Below are 17,321 nucleotides of genomic sequence, written 5' to 3' on the forward strand. Positions count from 1 at the left end.
CAGGGCCATCCATGGCCCTGGCCCTTCGGGCTCCCTGCGGTCGCGTAAATGGGCCGTCCTGGCCCATTTGTCGAGCCAATCGCGCCTACCAAATACTTGAAAGCCTCCCTTTGCGGAGGCATTTTCGTTTGTAGGGGAGGGACTCGCACCAACAACTGCGTCGTTGGTTGTACGGGCCCATCCATGGCCCGCATCCTGCGGACTTACTCTGGTTGCGTGAGGCCCTGGATAACAGGTCGCTTCTGTTTATTTGTCCTCAGTACCTCTTTCCAAAAGACCAGACAGCACTTATAGAGCCAACAATTACCCTAAAGCCCGGACATCCACCACCAATAACATTGAGGCAGCTTGCGCTAGCTCGCTTAGTCTGCTAAATACAGGTCTACGACGTCTGCATTTTTTTGCTTTATAGCGTCTGGAGAACCTTACAATGCAATTATTTAATCGGATTGCTGCTTGCGCGGCGACGGCCTGCGCGTCTTTACTGCTCGCGGGATGCGAAAACCCAGCTAATACCGGAAATTTAGAACCGCGGGCAACATTCTATGAGCCGACTGGCGACGTCTGCCGCTCAGAACTGGGGTCTTTTGCGCGCTGGGATTTTTTCATCAACCCCACCACCTGTCGGGGCTGCAATGTTATCGCCCAGGAGTCCGCATTGGATGGGGATGAATTTACAGCCGCCTCAATCCTCCTCGGTGCGACGTTGGAAGGCGAGGTTTTAATTACGGCAACGGCTCCAGAAGGAGAGGTGTTCCCTGCCGGCACACGACCCGCAGTGTTGGCGTACCACGAGAGGACATTTCCTGGCGTCTTTCTCCAAGCGGATGTCCGAACACGCTTGAGTGGCCAGCTCCAAGATCAATCTGGCATCGACTTCGACTTGCCTAGCGATGAACTTGATGGGCAGTACGGCTTTAACTACTCCGCTTATGGCACTGGATCTGTCCAAGCAACCAAGCCCTTCGACACCTTGGAGCTATTTATTCGCTTCGGCCCGGGTGCGGTTGAACAGATTCAGGTCTACGAATTCTGTGTAGATACCAACGACTAGCCTCGTACTTGAATTCAGCTTCCGCCACCTCACATGAGAGTGTTGGCTGGACGGCCGTCAACCCTGAGGGTTTTTGATGGACGCCACACAGCCCAAAACAATGAGGCCATAGAAAAGCCATGCAATTAACAAAAACCACACATGCGGCCACTGGAATAGCTCATGCAAAGTATTCGTCGCCACGGAATACCCAACCATAAGACCGCCGGCAGAAAACGCGAGCGCAGTGGTTACTACCAAGAGCAGTACAGGTAGTGCATATCCAAAGGTAGCCTTAGCACCACGACCGTATTTCATCCGGGCCTGCTCCTTAGAAGCTCAGCAGAATCCTACTGTTATTTTGGGATTGAGTCATCAGTGTTGAGCCAATTATTCGCCACCCTTTACCCGCCACGTCTTTTATTTCACCAAGCAGGCGAAGCACATCTGGCGTAGGCGAATCATCAGACTGAATAAGACAAGCGCCCCTATGCCTTAAACCTCATGCGCCCTGAATATCGCGTAGCCGGCGGCTCTCAATCACATTCCGGATCGCTGCCAAGCGGGACAACACCTCGCTGAGCTGATCATAGTCCTGCACCTCAACCTGCAAGCGGATATCGACTTGCTCCTGTACTGGATCGGGATGGCTGGAAATTTCAATCACGCGCACTTCGGCTGAAGCTAAAACGGTGGAAATATCTTTGAATAGCTCGCGGCGGTCATAGGCCAGTATTTGCAGCATGACCTTAAAGCGCTGCCCCTCCGCTTGACTCCAATGCACCTCCAACAATCGGTGAGGCTCCTCCACCTGCCACTGCAGCACTCGAGCGCAGTCGCTGCGGTGAACGCTCACACCCCGCCCGCGCGTGACGTAGCCTAAAACAGGCTCTCCAGGAAGCGGCTGGCAACAGCCAGCAATGGAGGTCACAAGGTTACCCACACCCTCAATCGTGATTCCGCCACTAGCTTCTTTCTTCGGTCCACGCTGACGGCGCGGCGTACGAGCCAGCAGATCTTCAGGCTGAACCGGGTTCTGCTGGTCTTTTAGCCTTTCGGCTGCGCCGACGATTTGAGTCGCGGTCAGCTCGCCATTGCCAACGGCCACATGGAGATCTTCAACGGTGTTGAGGTTGAACCGCTGGGGCACACTTTGCAGGTCTGCTTCGACAAGCCCCATTCGGCGCAGCTCGGCCTCTACCAGGTCTCGGCCGGCGGCGAGGTGCTCTTCCCGGCTTTCCTTTTTGAACCACTGGCGCACCTTCGCCCTGGCCCGTGCCCCAGTAATGAAGCCTAGGCGTGGATTCAGCCAATCTCGACTGGGCCGGGGTTCCCGCGCCGTGAGAATTTCCACCCGATCACCGTTGCTCACCACATGGGTTAGAGGGACGATGCGACCGTTGACCTTGGCGCCGCGGCAACGGTGGCCGACTTCGGTGTGAACGGCGTAAGCAAAGTCCAAGACTGTCGCCCCCAGAGATAAGTCGATGACCTTGCCCTGAGGCGTCATCACATAAACCCGATCCTCTTGCGTTGCCGACTGAAAGCTGGCGAGCAGAGTCTCATCGTCCATGAGCTCATCGGCATTTTCGAGGAGCTGGCGCATCGCAACCACTTTGCGGTCAAAAGAAGGGTCCTTCGGACCCCCTTCTTTGTAGCGCCAGTGCGCCGCAACGCCCAGCTCGGCATGTTCATTCATGGCCCAACTGCGGATCTGCACTTCCACGGGCTTGCCCTCAGGGCCGATCACGGCGGTGTGCAGAGACTGGTAGTTATTTCCCTTAGGCGTGGTGATGTAATCGTCGAACTCGCCCGGTATAGATTGCCAGTTGGTATGCACCAAGCCCAAAACGGCGTAGCAGCTCGGCAAGTCATCTACCAGCACCCTCACCGCATGCAGGTCGAAGAGTTCGCCAATATCCAGGCTCTTGCTCTGCATCTTTCTGTAGATGCTGTAGATATGCTTTGGTCTACCCTTAACCTCAGCTTTGACCCCTGCCGTCCGCAAAATGTCTTCAAGGCGCTTTTTAAAGCCCTGGATAAATGCCTCGCGATCGGCGCGGCGCTCGGCAACTTGTTTGGCAATGCGCTTGTAGGCCTCAGGCTCCGAAAAACGAAACGCCAGATCCTCCAGCTCCCACTTCAATTGCCAAACGCCTAAGCGATTCGCGAGTGGAGCGTGAATAAGCATGGTCTCTTTTGCCAGACGCATTGCATGCTCAGGATCATTCTTGGCATGACGCAACTGCACCAGTTGCCAACCCAAGGCAATCAGGACGATGCGAATGTCTTTAACCAAAGCCAGCAGCAATCGCCTCAGGCCTTCTGCACTCGCCGCCAGTTCGCTAGCAACGGCACCATCCACACTCTCAGACTGCAGCTGTTGTAAGCGCCTCAGGCTTCCGAGCTGCAGTCGGACAGGCTCGGGAACTTGGTCTTCAATAGACTTTACGGCGTCGCCGTGCGCCTGCGCCCAGAATAAGATCGCGCTGCACAAGGTATGCGGGTCTGCGGCAAGCCCGGCCAGAATGTCGAGCAAGTCAGCGAGCTGAACTCGCGCATGACTCTGGCGCAGAGCTCCATCAATCAGGCGATCAAACACCAGCGGGCACAGCGGCTGCGTAACATTGGCGGCCGTCTCATAGGCGCTCAGCCACGCCCGCAACGACACCAGAGAATTCCCTGGCGGCGGGAGCTGTTCCCGGCGATCAGCCTGTGTGTCCGTGGAGGCGATAGAAGCCATGCACTGAGTCTAGCCCAAGCCAAAGCGCACAGCGGCCAATCGGTGAAGGCACCAAGGTCTGCAGTGCTAGTGTCTAGAAAGGACGGAAACACGCTGGAGACGAGGCTAGCCCCTGCCTCGGCGAGCAAGCATTCTCAACGGGCAAAGGTTGCTTGGACGTGGCTAATCCAACTCTGCAGCCACCTCGGCAATCAAGCCCCGTAGCCATTGGTTGGCCGGATTGTGATGTTGCAGTGAACTCCAGGCCATCTTCAGTTCAATTTCAGGAATCTCAAATGGCGGTGGCAAGATGGTGACCTTAGGGTTGTGCTTCTGCAGCATGGCCGACTTGCTGGGAATGGTGATGACCAAATCCGGCATTTCTGCCAGCTGCATAGCGGCTTGGTAATGCCGGGTATACAAGCGAATACGGCGCTTCTTACCAAGCCTGGCGAGCGCATCGTCCACCCAGCCCAATTGCTGAATTTGATCGGGTTCAACGCCCACGCCAATGCCCATGCCGGTTTTGCTCACCCAAACGTGATTGGCCTGGAGGTAGCTATCCAGACTAAAGCCTTCGCGTATGGGATTGCTGCAACTCATCATGCAGGCGAAGTCGTCACGCCAAATGGTGCGTTGGTGAATGGACTGCGGCAGGTCATCGAAACGGTTGATGACCATATCCACGTTGCCACCCTCCAGATCCTTATAGCTCACGTCACTGGGCGTGAGGATGTCTAGGGTGATGTTGGGGGCAATTCCACGCAGCCGTTCCAGCAGAGGCGGCATTAGGGTGCACTCGCCGTAATCGCTGACAGACAGGCGAAATACGCGCTCCGCCACCGATGGATCGAAGCCCTTGTCGGGCTCTACAGCCAGTTCAATGGAGGCCACAATGCTGCGCACCAGGGGCTGTAATGCTTTTGCCCGCTCGGTGGGCGTCATGCCGTCTTTGGTGCGAATGAGTAGCGGGTCTGCGAACAGGGTTCGCAGACGACGTAGCCCGTTACTCATAGCCGGCTGACTTATCCCTAAACTTTCCGCAGCTTGAGTCACATTACGTGATGCCAACAGGGCATCAAGGTACACAAGAAGGTTCAGATCAATATTTTTGAGGTTCACAAAACATCGCTCAGGTGCGTTCAGCGCGGTCGCGGCTGAATCTTCAGACGCGGTCTTTTGCGTCGCAGACCATTATTCACCAGACGGATGACGAACATCAAAGGTATTTATTAGATTTATTGGGATAAGGCGGCTAGAATACGCCGCGAAAAGTCAGAACGGCCATATCTCAATGGCTCTGGTTTCCTTGTACTCCATTACTACCAGGATCGACACATGACACAGTACAAAGACGATATTGCAGCGCTTGAGCGCGTGAAAGAAGCGGCCGGCAGCCCCTGGGATGCCATCAACCCCGAGTCCGCAGCACGCATGCGCGCCCAGAACCGGTTTAAAACCGGCTTGGAAATCGCCCAGTACACGGCGGACATCATGCGTCGTGACATGGCTGAGTTTGATAAAGACAAAACCAAGTACACCCAGTCGCTGGGCTGCTGGCACGGTTTTGTGGGCCAGCAAAAAATGATCTCGGTGAAGAAGCACTTTGGCACCACCGAGCGCAAATACCTCTACCTCTCCGGCTGGATGGTTGCGGCTCTGCGTTCCGACTTCGGTCCGCTGCCTGACCAGTCCATGCACGAGAAGACCGCTGTGGCCAGCCTGGTGGAAGAGCTGTACACCTTCCTGCGCCAAGCTGACGCTCGCGAACTCGGCGGCCTGTTCCGTGAACTGGACAAAGCCCGCGAAGCTGGCGATTCGGCCAAGGAAGCCGAAATTCTGGATGCAATCGACAACCACCAAACCCACGTGGTGCCGATCATTGCTGACATCGATGCGGGTTTTGGTAACGCCGAAGCCACTTACTTGATGGCCAAGCAAATGATCGAAGCCGGCGCCTGTGCCCTGCAGATCGAAAACCAGGTGGCTGACGAGAAGCAATGTGGTCACCAAGACGGCAAAGTGACCGTTCCTCATGCCGACTTCCACGCCAAGCTGCGCGCTCTGCGTTACGCCTTCTTGGAGCTGGGCATCGACAACGGCATCATCGTCGCCCGTACCGACTCCGAAGGCGCTGGCCTGACCAAAGAAATCGCCGTAGTGAAAGAGCCGGGCGACCAAGGCGACGTTTACAACTCCTACCTGGATGTTGAAGAAGTCTCCCCAGAAGACACCAACGAAGGTGACGTACTGATCAGCCGCAACGGCAAGCTGGTTCGTCCCAAGCGCCTGCCCTCTGGTCTGTACCAGTTCCGCCAAGGTACCGGTCACGAGCGTTGCGTCTTCGACTGCATCGAAGCCATCAATGCGGGTGCCGACCTGCTGTGGATCGAAACCGCCGTGCCGACCGTGCACGAAATCAAAGGCATGATGGACGAAGTGCGTAAGGTGCATCCGGACGCCAAGCTGGTTTACAACAACAGCCCCTCCTTCAACTGGACGCTGAACTTCCGTCAGCAAACCTACGACGCCTGGAAAGCTGAAGGCAAAGACGTGTCGGCTTACGACCGCGACAACCTAATGTCTGCTGAATACGACAACTCCGAGCTGTCAGCTGCTGCGGATGCCCGTGTGAAGTCCTTCCAGCAAGACACCTCGCGCGAAGCCAACGTGTTCCACCACCTGATCACGCTGCCCACCTACCACACCACTGCCCTGTCGGTAGACAATCTGGCCAAGGAATACTTTGGCGAGGCTGGCATGCTGGGCTACGTGGAAGGCGTACAGCGTAAAGAGATCCGCCAAGGCATCGCCTGCGTGAAGCACCAAAACATGGCCGGCTCCGATATCGGTGACGACCATAAAGAGTACTTTGCTGGTGAAGCCGCGCTGAAAGCTGGTGGTGCCAAGAACACCTCCAACCAGTTCAGCTAAGCAGCCCCAGTCGCGCCAAACCTGAACAGGTTGTAGCGACGACAAAGGCCTGGAATAAGGCGGCGTCTTGTAGAAGGCGCCGCTTTTTTTATGTGATTCAATCGAATTTGAGCTCTCAGCATGAACACCCCCGCATTCCTCAAAGACGCCAACGATCTGCTAGGCGAGCAAGGCTTTGCAGTCAGTCATGTCTGGTATCACGGCACCTCCTCAGAGCTGGTGGCATCCATCCAGGAACATGGTTTAAAGCGCTCTGGCGATCAGGCCCTGCAAGCTGCCACTCAAAAAACCATGGCCACGCTGCAACATGAGTACCAGGCAACACAGGAACCAGTTTTTTTGAGCCAAAGCAAGGAGCTGGCTTTTTATTGGGCAGCGAAAAAAGCGCGTGAACGGCAGCTGCGTCTTGGCGGCAAAGACAAGCCCGTCGTGTTCGCCGTAGACCTACCAGCCGAGCTGAGCAGCCAGGTGAAACCGGACGTGGGGGCGGCCAGCTTGTTGCTGCTCAAAGACGGCGAGGAATACATGGCCCATCTTGCCGGCATTTACCAGGACAACAATGCGGGGGTACCCGACATTGATCTGCGAAAAGCTGATCGCATGGAGTACCTCACAACCCTAGGCATGGCGTACTTTGATGACGATATTGGCGCCGCTTACTTGCGACTACTGAGCGAATAGCCTCCAAGGCCTTAGGCTTTGACCCTCACCTACGCCACGGGCACCGCCCTTGGTAGCAAGCTAAAATCCCGCGCAATGACAGATTCTTCGTCCTCAATACCAACACCAGCGGCCAATCCCGATCCCGCCTACCAGAAGCTGCTTGGCGAAACCGCGAGAGTCAGCTGGGGGGAGATTGAGCGCCTGTTCGGTGTTGGGAAAGTGGTGCGTGTGGCCGAGGGTTTGGATTTAGTCGAAGTTGCACAGGCTTTTGCCGACGATAACGCGGCGGCCCTGCGCACATGGATGGACGCATCCCGCGTCGGGCTCTTGGACGACGCCCATGCCTTGCGCTGGTCGTCTGAACCACAAATCAGTCTTTGGGCGGTTGTGGTCCGACCTTGGGTGTTGGTGCAGGAGCGACCTTAAACCGGGCGTAGGATCAAGGCAGCAGCTTGCTGTCATTGTCCACATCTCCCAGCTTTACGCCGGCCAGGACGAGTCGACGAAATTTTGCCTAAGCGCCTGGCCCCATGAACCACCGCAGCGGCGCGCCTCAGAATGAGGCCATGGGCTGCCAACTTTACGTCGCCTTGACTTGCGTCAGTGTTTACTCAGGCTTCAAGTTGTTTCTGATCTCCGCCGTGGAGTGGGCCGGAGTGATGGAGGGAAGTCAATGTGGCAGCTCGATTAAGCCTCCGTGTCTACGGTGTTGCTAGCCTTGTTTTTTGGGCGGGCGCGGTCGCTGGCCAGGACGAACTGGATCTGACCGAGCTCAGCCTCGAGGCCCTGCTCGACATTCAAGTCACCTCCGTTGCCAAGCGCCCTCAGGAACTCGCTGAAGCGGCGGCCGCAGTGTACGTGCTCAGCGGAGATGAGGCGCTGCGCAGCGGCGCACGGACCATTCCAGAGGCCCTACGCCTGATTCCTGGGTTGCATGTTGCCCAAATTGATGGGCAACGTTGGGCGATCACAGCCCGTGGCTTCAATGGCACCGTAGCCGATAAGTTAGAAGTCCTCATCGATGGCAGAAGTGTGTACTCACCTCTGTTCTCTGGCGTGTTTTGGGACGCGCAAGATATCTTCATGCCGGACTTGGATCGCATTGAGGTCATACGAGGGCCGGCTTCGGTGTTGTGGGGTTCAAATGCCGTCAACGGAGTGGTCAACATTGTCACCAAGTCCGCTGCGGATACTCAAGGCAGCTTAGCCTATGCCGGTGGCGGAAATGAGCAAACATCCTTTGCCGGCATCCGCCATGGTGGTCAGTGGTCTGAAGGTCAGTACTGGCGAGCATACTTGCGACATTGGGAACGCGATGAGCAGGTCAGAGGCGATGGCAGTGGTGCTCAAGATGCCATTGCAATGCATCAAGCGGGTCTACGCTTCGATGGCCAGGGCAAGAATGGCGACTCATGGCTTTTGGATGCTGTGGGCTACGCGAACGAATTACAAAATTTTGACGAAGCACTCAATCCGCAAGGCAAAGATAACGAACAGAGTGGCGGCCATTTATTAGCACGCTGGCAACGCCCCTACGACGAAGAATCCACGTTATCAATACAGTTCTTTTGGGAGCACACCGAGCGCACACAGCAGGGCAACTTTGGCGAGAAGCGCGATACGGTAGATGTCGAGCTGCGTCACTCGCTGCGTTTAGGCGAGCGCCACCAGCTGGTGTGGGGCTTGGGGCATCGCATATCGCGAGATGAACAAGAGAACCCCCCTCTAATTGTGTTCATCCCGGCAAAGCGCACGGTCCAAAACTCGAATCTCTTCGCCTCCGACCAAATCACCCTCAGCCCCAGTAGTCAGCTGTCTTTGGGCTTGCGGATTGAACACAATGAGTTCGCAGGCTTTGCCGTACAGCCGGACATCCGCATCAACCACACATTAAACGAGCGAACCGCCATTTGGGGCAGCCTATCTCGGGCACTTCGAATGCCCAATCGCTTGGATAGCGATGTTCTCATCCCTATTCCTAATGCTGGCGCAATTGGCAACCCCGACTTTGAACCCGAAGAGCTATTTGCCAAGGAACTCGGCCTACGCCACGCCATTAGCCCAGGACTGAGCATAGAAGCGTCTGCCTTCCACAATGACTACGACCGTCTGCGTGGAGTTGAACCTCGCTCCGAACCTGAGCTACCGCTCATTGTGAACAACTACCAAGCTACGGCCAGTGGTCTGGAGCTGACGAGCACATGGCGACCCAATTCCCAGCTCGCCCTGCATTTTGCCTATAACTATCTTCAGCTCGATCTGGAGCCCCACCCAGACACAGCCGACCGCGTGACCGAAGCGGCGGAAGATCAGGCCCCGAGTCATCAAGCGTGGATGCGCTGGGATTGGCAGCCCTCAAGCAAGCACCAATGGGGTGGTCAGCTTCGCTATGTTGATGACATTCCTGGCTTCGCAGTAGAGAGTTTTTGGGATCTGAGTGTGCGCTGGGCCTACCGATTGAACCCGAGCTGGAGCGTCGCACTAAACGGCCAAAATCTGCTCCAAAGCCAACGCCGCGAATGGGAAATTAACTCCGAGATCGAGCGCAGCATTTTCGCGGAGATCATCTGGCAGCCAGGGCGGAAGCGCTAACACCATGACCACGCTGCTGCGCTCCCTTCTTGCAAGCGCCCTGGTCTTTGCCTCGGCACTACCGCACACTGCACACGGCAGCGACCTAGAGCTGCGCGTGAGGGCAGCCTTTCTTTACAACCTCGCCAAATTCGTCACCTGGCCTGAGCAAAACCAAGATAGACAACAGATTGAGGTTTGTGTGCTACAGGGCACGGAGTTTGAATCCGTGCTGCGCACCGAAATTGAAGGCAAGCCCGTCGGGACGCGGGTGATCTCTGTTGTAGACCTAAGCCCCCAGGACGATATGTCGGGGTGCCATATTTTGCATCTGGAGGAGTCCCAATCCCTGGAGCAGCTTGGGCCCATACTCAAAACCGTCAAGCATCAGCCCGTACTCACCGTGGGTTATGGCCCAAACTTTTTGCGAGAGGGTGGGATTTTGCGCGTGAAGCGAGATCAAGGTCGGCTGCGTTTCGACATTGCCTTGGCCAGCGGCCGGAGCGCTGGCCTCCGCTTTAGCTCCAAGCTGTTACGGCTTGCAGACTTAGTGAGTAGCTCAGGAGACTCCTGAATGCCGCAACAGATCGTCTACAACTTGCCTCTGCGGAAAAAACTGCGTCTGGTTGTGGTTGGCACGACGCTGCTCACACTGGCTTTAGTGATGCTGGTGTATATGACCTACGAGTGGGTGGCACTCAACCAGCAGCTCCGGGAGGATTTGCAAGCGCGTGCACAAATCATTGCCAACAATTCAGAAGCCGCCCTCCTCTTTGGTGACTTCTCAGCGGCCCAAGAAACCCTCAGCGCTCTTGACAGCACTCCAGATGTTGTAAGGGCTTGTGTTTACAGAGAAGCCGGTGGCGGCAGCCCAAGCCTGTTCGCCCAGTACCAACCTCACCCTGCTAGCGACCACTGCGAGGATAGCCTCGACTTAGCCATAGCCACCTCAGGCCAGGGCCGTATGCACGCCATCCAAAGTGTGACGCTGGATGGAGCCACCGCAGGTTATGTGTATATCGAAGCCGACCTAAGAAAGCTATGGCAACGCCTGCGTGTACTGGCCTGGGGCAGCGCCCTGGTCACACTTATTGTGGGCTTGTTGGCCTTCATACTCAGCCGCGTTGTGGAGAGGGCCATCGCCACACCCATTATGGGTCTGCACGAGTTAATGCAGACAGTGGCTCACACCGGCGATTACGCGATGCGCGCGGAACCCGGAGGCCATGATGAAGTCGGCGCTCTCATCAACGGTTTCAACCGCATGCTGGGGCAAGTCGACCAACGCGATAAAGAGCTACTCGCCGCCCAAGCCGCCCTGGAAGCAGAGATTGCTGAACGCGACCGCAGCAATCGCGAGCTCAGCCTGGCCATGCAGCGCCTGCAAGATACCCAAGAGCAATTGGTACAGTCAGAAAAAATGGCCTCCTTAGGGGGCCTCGTAGCGGGCGTTGCTCACGAAATCAACACCCCCATCGGGGTCGCGTTCACCGCTGCATCAACCTTGCAGTCTCGTTCCCAAGAGCTAAAAACAGCCTACAGCAGCGGCAATATCAAGCGCTCCATGCTCGATAAATACGTGAACCAGGCGGATGAAATTGGCGAAATGATCGCGAAAAACCTATCGCGTGCCGCTGAGCTGATTCAAAGTTTTAAACAGGTGGCGGTGGATCAAACCAGCAGTGAGCGACGCGAGTTCCATTTGCACGATTACATTCAGGAGACGCTGCTCAGCCTACGCCCTCGGCTGAAAAAGCTGCCTTACAGCATCGAGGTCGACTGCCCAGACAACATCGTCCTTGACGGCTATCCAGGAGCAATATCCCAGGTGCTCACCAACCTGGTGATGAATTCCGTCGTCCATGGCTTTGCCGAGCGTGAAGAAGGCTGCATTCGTATCCACGCTGAGCTTAATGAAGGCATGGTGCGACTGAGCTACAGCGATGATGGTGTAGGCATGACCGCCGACGCCCGTAAACGCATTTTTGACCCCTTCTTCACCACCCGCCGAGGTCAAGGTGGAAGTGGCCTGGGCATGCACATTGTCTACAACCTGATCACCAGAACCTTGGGGGGCAGTATTCGCTTAGCCCCCAGTGAAACCGGGGTGAGCTTCGATATTCGCTTCCCCTCGAAGGCACCTTGATCATGAATGACGACATCATCATTGTTGAAGACGACCAACCCGGCGCAGAAGCACCCACTGGCGCCTGGAAAGTGCTCATCGTGGATGATGAGCCCTCGGTGCATGACATCACCCTGGTCGCGTTATCGGACTTTCGATTTGCCGGGCGAGGGCTGGAGTTCATTCACGCTTATTCGGGAGAGGAAGCACGTAAGCTCCTCAGCAGCCACCCCGATGTGGCGGTCATGCTGGTCGACGTGGTGATGGAAAACGACCACTCCGGGCTGGATTTTGTCCGTTATGCACGCGAAGAGGCAGGCCTGCACTTCCCCCGCATTACTCTGCGCACCGGACAACCCGGCCAGGCTCCGGAGCGTGAAGTCATCACCCAGTATGACATCAACGATTACAAGCAAAAAACAGAACTCACTCAGGAAAAAATGTTTACGGTGATGCATACCAGCATTGCCTCTTACCGTGACCTCATCGCGCTGGATCATAGTCGACGCGGCCTGCGCAAGATCATCGAAGCCGCCAACACCCTGTACGAGTTTCAATCCATCGAGCAGTTTGCTCAGGGGGTATTGGAGCAACTCGCTGCCTTGCTTTACCTGGACCATGAAACTTTGGTGCTACGTACCGAAGGTCTGGCTGCGGCGGAGACCCAAAGCGATATCGAGATTCTTGCCGGCACCGGGCAATTTTCATCCTTGGTGGGGCAAAAGGCCCGCGAGGTCCTCGACCCTCAGCTCTTTGCACTTCTGGTCAAAAGCAGTGAGCAAGGCAGCGCCGTAGCTGCGGGGGCCCATTTCACAGCCGTGTACGAAACCCGCCGCAACACAAAGAACATTCTTTACATCGCCGGCAAAACGGACATTACTCCGCCCCAGCGTGAGCTTATCGACTTGTTTTGCCAATGCGTCGCTCAGGCGCAGGACACCCTGCAAACCATCCATAACAAACTCGCGGCAGGAGGCGTCGCCAATTAGTGGACAACGACACCCTGGTTTGGGTTGAAGACGACGAGCACACAGATGGCCATACGGAGCAACAACCGCCATGGCGCATCTTGATTGTGGACGATGAGCCGGCGGTGCATCGCATTACGCAACTGGCTTTGGACGCCTTTGAATATCAAGGTCGCGGCCTTGCTTTTCTACATGCCTACACCGCAGCACAGGCCATCGAGATTCTCGACCAGGAGCCAACCGATATTGCCCTTATCCTGCTTGATGTGGTGATGGAATCGGATGATGCGGGGTTTCGAGTTGTCCATCACGTCCGCCAACACCAGGGCAATGCCAACTGCCGCATCATCTTGCGTACTGGGCAGCCGGGGCAGGCACCCGCACGGCAGGTGATTCGTGAATACGACATCAACGACTACCACAGCAAAGCCGAGCTGAGCGCCGAGCGTATGCACACCATCGTGTATACCGCCTTAGCGATGTTTGACCAACTGCGCCAACTGCAGCTGCGGGAACACCAATTGGAGAAGGCCTATGCCGACATCGAACAATTGGTGTACATCACCTCGCACGACTTACAAGAACCCCTACTCAGCATTACGACGCTGAGTCAGCGCTTACTCGAGGTGAATAGACAGCAGCTGGATACAGACGGGGTACGTTGCATCGAATTCATTGAGGATGCGGTGAAGCGAATGAGCGCACAGGTCAGAGCTCTGTTAGACCATGCCAGGCTGGGCGAACAACTCCCGCTGGAAAGCATTCACATTGAAAGCATCGTTCAAGCCTATCGGCAGGCGCACAGGCAAAGCCTGAGCGATCTCCGAGTCCGCCTAGACTGTGCCGTGATGCCGCCAGTACAGGGCCAGGTGAGCAAGATTCATTTGCTCATCCACGAACTACTCGACAACGCGATTAAGTTCCGATGCGCCAAGACACCACTGCATATCCGTGTGGAAAGCCACCAGATGAACGGCGAGCAGGTCTACTGCGTCGCAGATAACGGCATCGGGATCGCCGCGGAACATCAGGACAAAGTCTTTCATGTATTCCAAAGCATTCATCCCCGCGGGACCTACTCCGGAACGGGAATTGGTCTTGCGCACTGTAGAAAAATCGTAGAGCAGCATGGTGGTCGGATGTGGATGGACTCCCATCCGGGGGACGGCACCACCGTGTATTTCACCCTTCCCGGTACCTAACAATGTCCCAAACCCTAAATTGCGTCTTACTCGTTGATGACGACCCAGCCACAAATTTTTTGCACCGCCTAGTTTTGCGCGACTCAGGCCAGGTTCGTCACATCCATGACGTACTGAGCGCCGATATGGCCATGCAGTATTTGCAAAGGTGCCGCACTAGCGAGCACGCGGAAAGTCACCCCTGCCCGGACCTCATCCTGTTGGATTTGAATATGCCTGGAACCACAGGATGGCAGTTCCTCGACCGCCTGAAGGATGCGCAATTAGACCTGAAGCCAACCATTTGTATTCTCACCACCTCAGCCAACCCAGCAGATCGCGAGCTAGCAGCCAGCCATGAGCAGGTCCATGATTTTCTGACCAAGCCGCTGGATGGGGCTAGCTTCGCCAAGCTACTGGCTAAGCATTACTCCTAAGGCACCTTTCGCCAAGGGCGGGCTGAGATGGGCCCATCGCTTAATCTAGTCAACAATCATGCGGCCCACATCGACTTCGGTAGTCTGCCCATCTGGACCAGTCACCGAGGCTCGGGCAATGATCTCTACTCGTCTATTCTTGGCTCGATTCTCCGGGCTGTCATTAGCAACCAAGGGACGAGTGTCGGCATAACCTGCAACAGTCAAAGTACTGGGATCGAAAGTCTGTTCAGCAACTAACACCTCCGCCACTGCTGCAGCACGGGTAGCTGACAGTTCCCAGTTGGAGCGAAAACGCCCACTGCGGATGGGCACATCGTCCGTATGCCCCGCCACAATGATCTTTTGCTCCGCATCAATAAGGCTGACCACGCGCTGGATGAGCGGTATGGCCGTCTGAACTAGTTCGGCTTTTCCAGAGGCAAAAGAAACGTTTTCTGGAAAACGAATGATGATGTCCTCGCCATCCCTTTCCACCACAATTTTTTGCTCTTCTATCTCCTTGCTCATCACCGACTTAAGCTCCTTCAAGAGCTGTTCGGTGCGGGCCTCACGAGCGGCCTGCTCGGTTTTCTGATCGAGTGGTGTGGACATACTGCCGGTCTTGGAGACAATGCCCTTCTCTAAGCCCTCTACCGAGTCTTCGCTATTGCTCTTGATGAATTGGACTCCACCGAAAGCTTGCTTCATGGACCCCGCCACCTTCTTGAACTTCTCTTTTTCGATATCCGAAAAAGCAAATAGCAGCACAAAAAAGCACATCAACAAGCACATCAAATCGGCGAAGGTCGCCATCCAGGGCGGAATAGGCGTGCCCTCGGGTGCTTTTTCTTCTTCTGCGGCGGCTTCAGCCATGGTGATTAGGTAGCCTCAGCGGGTTCGGCGGCAGCATCCGCCCCATCTTCATCCGCCTTTTTGGGCTCAAGGCCAACCAACAGAACCTCCTCCAGCACACGGGGCGAGGTTCCAGAACTCACACCCAACACCGCATCCATAATCAGGCCACGCACCTGATTCTCCTGCGAGGCCCGATGGTTCAATTTATCCGCCATAGGCAGGAACACCAAGTTGCCGAGTAAAGCCCCATACAAAGTCGTCAACAAGGCCACAGCCATGGCCGGACCAATGGCACTAGGATCGCTTAACTCCATCAACATTTGGACCAAGCCAACCAGGGTGCCGATCATGCCAAAGGCGGGCGCGGCATCGCCCAAAGCTCTAAACACCCGTTCTCCAGTTTGATTACGGCGAATGGATGCAGTGATCTCTCTGCCCATCATGCGCTCAATGAACTCAGAGTCGCGTCCATCTACGCAGTACTGAATTCCTTTGGCCATGAGCTCATTACTCACTTCAATCTCTTCCAGCGCAATCAAACCCTTCTTACGAGCCACATCAGCCAACTCGCGGGCGTTCTCGATAATTTCTAGGGGGTCTTCAGTACTGTCTTTGAAGGCGCGACCAAAACCGGCCTTCATCGCGGTAAAGAAATCCTTCATCGGAAAGCGGATAAGGACGGCCGAGATTGAGCCCCCGATCACAATCAGCAAGCTGGGAGCGTTGAAGAAGGGCCCAAGACCACTCCCTCCCAACACGATGGCCACCACGACCAAGGCGGAGCCAACAATCATTCCAACAAGGGTCGCGAGATCCATACGCGGCGCTTCCATGCAAAACCATTTACCGCAGCGAAGGTGCCACGGCGTAGGTTCAACGCCCTGCAAGAGCTATTCCTCCCTGGATTAACCTGCAAGCAGTGCGGGTGTTTTGCTGAGGTGAGGTCTGCTAAGCCCGAAGCTAAGCCGGAGGCGGCGAAATACCTTCAGCGGTCGCGCAGCCGGTGGTGCCAAGCACGTTGCCTTGGCCTGGGGAGCGCACATAACTCCCCTCGCCCGCAACCTGCAGTGCCCAGGCGGAGGGCGCCAGGTTTTGCTCCACCAAGAACGGCAGCAGCCGCTCGGCCACGCCTGCCGCCATCACGGCATAGCCCCGCTCATTGGGGTGAACACCGTCGATGGAACGCAGTCGTGGATCGTTGAGAACAGAGGCCACCAAGTCCAGCACCACCGGAATGGCGAAAGCCTGGCCGAGTTCGGCATACAGGGGCGGGTCAGAGTAGCCCTGCTCCGGTGGCTCTTCAGAACCACCTAAAGCGGTAGTGATGGCATCTCGGGGAACCGCAATGAGCCAGGGGTAAGCCCCACTACCTTGAACCAACTCGATCATGGCCGCGAGGTTCTGGCGCAGACTCTCCAAACCGCCCGATAAGGCAGAGTCGTTTCCCCCGGCCGCAATCAACACCACATCCGGATCGAACTCTGCCAGTGATCCCGCTAAGCACCTCAGCGTATTGCGCGAGGTTTGGCCAGCGACGCCCATGTTGACCACGGACACATTCGTGAGCTGAGCAAGCTGCTCTGGGTAGGGCGGACCGTTATACAGCGTTTGCCCAGCCGTAAGTGAACCGCCCACAGTCAGAATTTTGACAGCCCCATCGCTAGGCGGGCGACCGCCACCTGTTCGACACGATGTCAACAAGCCAGCACTCAGCCCAGCGCAGAGCAATAGACAGTAGACATGCTTTGTTCTGAAGCTCACCTGATAGTCATCCGGCTGTTGGGGGTCATCGAGGCCCTAGTGTCCTGTCTCCGAAGTTCGTTGCATATCAGAGCCCCTCAAATCGTTCG

General features: G+C 56.1%; 16 protein-coding genes. 10 read left to right on the forward strand and 6 right to left on the reverse strand.

Features of this window, described 5'->3' with window-relative positions; genetic code table 11:
• The first annotated feature begins 430 nt into the window (after window positions 1–430).
• Window positions 431–1,054, forward strand: a complete 624-nt coding sequence (locus tag KI787_15370) for a hypothetical protein (protein ID MBV6631334.1) — start codon at window positions 431–433, stop codon at window positions 1,052–1,054.
• 57 nt (window positions 1,055–1,111) lie between these two features.
• Here the strand turns inward: KI787_15370 and KI787_15375 are convergent, their stop codons facing one another.
• From KI787_15375 to KI787_15385, 3 genes are all read right to left on the reverse strand, one after another.
• Window positions 1,112–1,351: a hypothetical protein gene (locus KI787_15375; GenBank protein MBV6631335.1), complete on the reverse strand. Its 240-nt coding sequence runs from the start codon at window positions 1,349–1,351 to the stop codon at window positions 1,112–1,114.
• A gap of 184 nt (window positions 1,352–1,535) precedes the next feature.
• Window positions 1,536–3,776 carry a bifunctional (p)ppGpp synthetase/guanosine-3',5'-bis(diphosphate) 3'-pyrophosphohydrolase gene (locus KI787_15380; protein ID MBV6631336.1) on the reverse strand — a complete coding sequence of 747 codons (2,241 nt, stop codon included), beginning with the start codon at window positions 3,774–3,776 and terminating at the stop codon, window positions 1,536–1,538.
• Window positions 3,777–3,938: 162 nt separating this feature from the next.
• A complete protein-coding gene (locus KI787_15385) occupies window positions 3,939–4,877 on the reverse strand; it encodes a LysR family transcriptional regulator (protein MBV6631337.1) in 939 nt (312 codons plus the stop codon).
• Between the two features lie 216 nt (window positions 4,878–5,093).
• On the opposite strand from KI787_15385, the gene KI787_15390 reads away from it, so the two are divergent.
• The 9 genes from KI787_15390 to KI787_15430 all read left to right on the forward strand — a co-directional run bounded on the left by KI787_15390 (window position 5,094) and on the right by KI787_15430 (window position 14,634).
• Entirely contained in the window at window positions 5,094–6,689 is a 1,596-nt protein-coding gene (locus tag KI787_15390) for an isocitrate lyase (protein ID MBV6631338.1), read from the forward strand.
• 120 nt (window positions 6,690–6,809) lie between these two features.
• Window positions 6,810–7,370: a hypothetical protein gene (locus KI787_15395; GenBank protein MBV6631339.1), complete on the forward strand. Its 561-nt coding sequence runs from the start codon at window positions 6,810–6,812 to the stop codon at window positions 7,368–7,370.
• Window positions 7,371–7,445: 75 nt separating this feature from the next.
• Window positions 7,446–7,778, forward strand: coding sequence for a DUF2288 family protein (locus KI787_15400; GenBank protein ID MBV6631340.1), 333 nt, complete (start codon window positions 7,446–7,448; stop codon window positions 7,776–7,778).
• A 249-nt stretch (window positions 7,779–8,027) separates the two neighbouring features.
• Window positions 8,028–9,944 (forward strand): TonB-dependent receptor, encoded by a 1,917-nt coding sequence (locus tag KI787_15405; protein MBV6631341.1) that lies wholly within the window; start codon window positions 8,028–8,030, stop codon window positions 9,942–9,944.
• Window positions 9,945–9,948: 4 nt separating this feature from the next.
• Complete coding sequence (locus tag KI787_15410; protein MBV6631342.1) at window positions 9,949–10,497, forward strand: YfiR family protein; 549 nt, start codon at window positions 9,949–9,951, stop codon at window positions 10,495–10,497.
• Window positions 10,498–12,069: a HAMP domain-containing protein gene (locus KI787_15415; protein ID MBV6631343.1), complete on the forward strand. Its 1,572-nt coding sequence runs from the start codon at window positions 10,498–10,500 to the stop codon at window positions 12,067–12,069.
• 2 nt (window positions 12,070–12,071) lie between these two features.
• Window positions 12,072–13,037, forward strand: a complete 966-nt coding sequence (locus tag KI787_15420) for a DUF3369 domain-containing protein (protein MBV6631344.1) — start codon at window positions 12,072–12,074, stop codon at window positions 13,035–13,037.
• Window positions 13,037–14,218: a response regulator gene (locus tag KI787_15425; protein ID MBV6631345.1), complete on the forward strand. Its 1,182-nt coding sequence runs from the start codon at window positions 13,037–13,039 to the stop codon at window positions 14,216–14,218. Before KI787_15420 ends, KI787_15425 begins: the two co-directional genes overlap by 1 nt.
• Window positions 14,219–14,220: 2 nt before the next feature.
• Window positions 14,221–14,634: a response regulator gene (locus KI787_15430; protein ID MBV6631346.1), complete on the forward strand. Its 414-nt coding sequence runs from the start codon at window positions 14,221–14,223 to the stop codon at window positions 14,632–14,634.
• Between the two features lie 45 nt (window positions 14,635–14,679).
• Here the strand turns inward: KI787_15430 and KI787_15435 are convergent, their stop codons facing one another.
• The 3 genes from KI787_15435 to KI787_15445 form a co-directional block, all read right to left on the reverse strand.
• The gene (locus KI787_15435; protein ID MBV6631347.1) at window positions 14,680–15,489 is read right to left on the reverse strand and encodes an OmpA family protein; all 810 of its coding nucleotides are present in this window, start codon (window positions 15,487–15,489) and stop codon (window positions 14,680–14,682) included.
• A gap of 5 nt (window positions 15,490–15,494) precedes the next feature.
• The gene (locus KI787_15440; protein ID MBV6631348.1) at window positions 15,495–16,289 is read right to left on the reverse strand and encodes a MotA/TolQ/ExbB proton channel family protein; all 795 of its coding nucleotides are present in this window, start codon (window positions 16,287–16,289) and stop codon (window positions 15,495–15,497) included.
• Window positions 16,290–16,431: 142 nt separating this feature from the next.
• Window positions 16,432–17,106, reverse strand: coding sequence for a hypothetical protein (locus tag KI787_15445; GenBank protein MBV6631349.1), 675 nt, complete (start codon window positions 17,104–17,106; stop codon window positions 16,432–16,434).
• Window positions 17,107–17,321: the final 215 nt, after the last annotated feature.

The sequence above is a fragment of the Oceanococcus sp. HetDA_MAG_MS8 genome (assembly GCA_019192445.1).
In the GTDB taxonomy this organism is placed as follows: domain Bacteria; phylum Pseudomonadota; class Gammaproteobacteria; order Nevskiales; family Oceanococcaceae; genus MS8.